3 protein-coding genes, 1 tRNA gene and 1 pseudogene are annotated in these 3,052 nt (G+C 53.6%); 2 read left to right on the plus strand and 3 right to left on the minus strand.

Annotation, left to right across the window (positions count from 1 at the left end; genetic code table 11):
* Positions 1-572, plus strand: a 572-nt coding sequence (locus ACIQ2T_RS12910; protein WP_397591158.1) for a glutathione S-transferase family protein, incomplete at its 5' end; no start/stop codon positions are given.
* An 85-nt stretch (positions 573-657) separates the two neighbouring features.
* Positions 658-834: pseudogene (locus ACIQ2T_RS12915) on the plus strand (integrase core domain-containing protein); the annotation flags it as partial.
* Positions 835-886: 52 nt separating this feature from the next.
* On the opposite strand, the gene ACIQ2T_RS12920 reads toward ACIQ2T_RS12915, so the two are convergent.
* The 3 genes from ACIQ2T_RS12920 to rpsA form a co-directional block, all read right to left on the minus strand.
* A tRNA-Leu gene (locus ACIQ2T_RS12920) sits at positions 887-972 on the minus strand.
* Between the two features lie 57 nt (positions 973-1,029).
* The gene (locus ACIQ2T_RS12925) at positions 1,030-1,308 is read right to left on the minus strand and encodes an integration host factor subunit beta (RefSeq protein WP_397591159.1); all 279 of its coding nucleotides are present in this window, start codon (positions 1,306-1,308) and stop codon (positions 1,030-1,032) included.
* Between the two features lie 206 nt (positions 1,309-1,514).
* The coding region (gene rpsA, locus ACIQ2T_RS12930; RefSeq protein ID WP_397591160.1) for a 30S ribosomal protein S1 at positions 1,515-3,052 on the minus strand (1,538 nt) is incomplete at its 5' end.

Genomic DNA, 3,052 nt, shown 5'->3' on the forward strand with positions numbered 1-3,052 from the left:
CCTGGGAACAGCGGGATGAGTTTCTACAAATGAACCCAGCCGGACGGACGCCGGTAATGCGCGATTCCGAACGCAATATCACGCTCGTAGATTCGGTCGCCATTTCTGAGTATATTGACGAGACCGTATCCTTCAATCCCATGATCAGCGGAACTGCGCAATATCGTGCTGAAACCCGTAGGCTGGTAGCTTGGTTTGACGAGCAGTTTTACGGCGACGTCACGCAGCCACTTTTGCATGAACGGATGAAGAAAAGGCTCATTGATCGGCAGCCCCCCGACTCCAAAGTTCTGCGCGAAGCGATGAAGCTAGCCAACGGGCATCTCGATTATATCGACTATTTGATTGACCACCGTGCGTGGTTGGCTGGCTCAACAATCACGATGGCTGATTTGGCCGCTGCTGCGCAAATTTCCGTTGCCGATTATCTGGGCGGAATCGATTGGAACGGACATGAGCAGACTAAAGCGTGGTTCGCTATGTTCAAATCTCGCCCCAGTTTCCGGCCTTTATTGTCCGAGCGGATGGAAGTCATCACACCTCCCAAGCATTATGAGCAGGTAGATTTCTAGCTGTTTTTGAGGCTGAAATTACCACAAGAATTTTATCAGTTTTGGGCATAGATGACGACAGAAGCAGGGTCGACACGCACGAGGGGCCGTAAGCCCAGTCCTGATTGAAGCATGGCGGCGGCATTACAATACTGTCAGACCACATAGCTCGCTTGCTTATCGCCCACCCGCACCACAGACCGTCCCTTGGCCAGTGCCGTCCTCCGGTTCCGCTACGCTCCACCTGCGGCCAGCACTGGCCAAGGAGGCAATCATGCACTAACAATTAACACGGACCACTCAGTGGGGGCCGGTCATAGCCAAAAACGGCAAAATGGTGCGGATGGCGGGACTCGAACCCGCACGCCCTTACGGACAACAGATTTTAAGTCTGTAGCGTCTACCATTCCGCCACATCCGCTTAACCACGCGCAGACAGCATTACGCCCGCGCGGTCAAGTGCCTTTGCACAAACTCCTTATGTGTTGAGGCGTTCGCGGACTTCTTTGCCGGGCTTGAAATAGGGCACGCGCTTTGATGGCACCTCAACAGAAGCGCCCGTGCGCGGGTTGCGGCCCTTACGCGGACTGCGGTCACGCGTCGAAAATGCGCCAAAGCCTCGCAACTCAATGCGACCGCCATCGGCAAGTCTCTGGATTATTTCACCAAAAAACAGATCGACGATCTTTTCGATCTCCTCTGTTTTCAGTTCCACATTTTCGGTTTCCAGCTTCTTGATTAACTCGGAACGGATCATGCGGTGTCCTATTCTTACTGGCTACATTTTGGGGGTGGCGTGACTTTTGATTGTGAATTTAGAATCATGAGGCCAAAATGGCAGAAGTTTTTGAATATTACAATGATATTTCAGTCATCTCGTGTCCTTAGGCATCAAAAAACCCGCTCTTTGGGAAAAGAGCGGGTTTCCGATCCGAAAACTCGGATGATGTTTTCAGCCGAAGCTTACTTCTTTGCGCCCTTGAGCGCTTCACCCAAAATGTCGCCGAGCGATGCGCCGGAATCCGACGAACCATATTGCTCAACGGCTTGCTTTTCTTCAGCCAGCTGCAGTGCTTTGACCGAGAAGTTTGGTTTTTTCGAACGGTCGAAACCGGTGATCATCGCGTCAAACTTCTGACCAACCTGGAAGCGGTCCGGACGTTGCTCGTCACGGTCACGGCCAAGGTCAGCGCGCTTGATGAAACCAGTTGCGCCATCTTCGCCTGCTTGCACTTCAAGTCCGCCATCGCGCACTTCAAGGACAGTAACGGTGGTCGTTGCACCCTTCTTCAAGCCGCCAGCTGAAGCAGCACCGGCTGCCGATGGGGCACCCTTTTCAAGCTGCTTGATACCAAGCGAAATGCGTTCTTTTTCTGCGTCGATGTCCAGAACGATTGTCTTGACGGTTTCGCCCTTGCGGTGAAGGTGCAAAGCTTCTTCGCCGGTGATACCCCATGCGATGTCAGACATATGGACCATGCCGTCAACGTCGCCGTCGAGACCAATGAACAGACCGAATTCGGTCGCATTCTTTACTTCGCCTTCAACAGTCGAACCAACGGGGAACTTGTCCGCAAACGATGCCCATGGATTGTCATGCGCTTGCTTGATACCAAGCGAAATGCGGCGCTTTTCCATATCGATGTCGAGAACGACAACGTCGACTTCTTGTGAGGTCGAAACGATTTTGCCAGGATGTACGTTCTTCTTTGTCCATGACATTTCCGAAACGTGGACCAAACCTTCGATACCGGCTTCGAGTTCGATGAACGCACCATATTCGGTGATGTTCGTGACCGCACCCTTAAGCTTCGTGCCGACTGGGTATTTGGCAACAGCGGCATCCCAAGGATCGCTTTCCAGCTGCTTCATGCCAAGGCTGATGCGCTGTGTATCCTTGTTGATACGGACGATCTGAACCTTAACGGTGTCACCAATGTTGATGACTTCGCTTGGGTGGTTGATACGCTTGTAGCTGATGTCCGTGACGTGCAGCAGGCCATCAATACCGCCCAAGTCGACGAACGCACCATAATCGGTGATGTTCTTGACAACGCCGTCGATGATCTGACCTTCTGCAAGGTTTAGGATGAGGCCAGTGCGCTGCTCGGCGCGTGTTTCTTCGAGGATGGCGCGACGCGACACAACGATGTTGCCACGCTTGCGGTCCATCTTGAGGATGACGAATGGCTGTGCGATGTCCATGAGCGGACCGACGTCGCGTACGGGACGGACGTCAACCTGGCTGCCGGGCAAGAAGGCCACTGCGCCGCCAAGATCAACGGTGAAGCCGCCCTTAACGCGTCCGAAGATGACACCATCAACGCGGTTGCCAGCGTCGAACTCGCCTTCAAGAACGTCCCAAGCCGCTTCACGGCGGGCACGGTCACGGCTGAGCATGGCTTCGCCGTTCATATTTTCTACGCGATCAACGAAGACTTCGACTTCGTCGCCAACCTTAAGGTCGGCTTTTTGGCCGGGCATAGCGAATTCACGCAGCG

The organism is Sphingorhabdus sp. (genome assembly GCF_044357595.1).
Lineage (GTDB): Bacteria > Pseudomonadota > Alphaproteobacteria > Sphingomonadales > Sphingomonadaceae > Sphingorhabdus_B.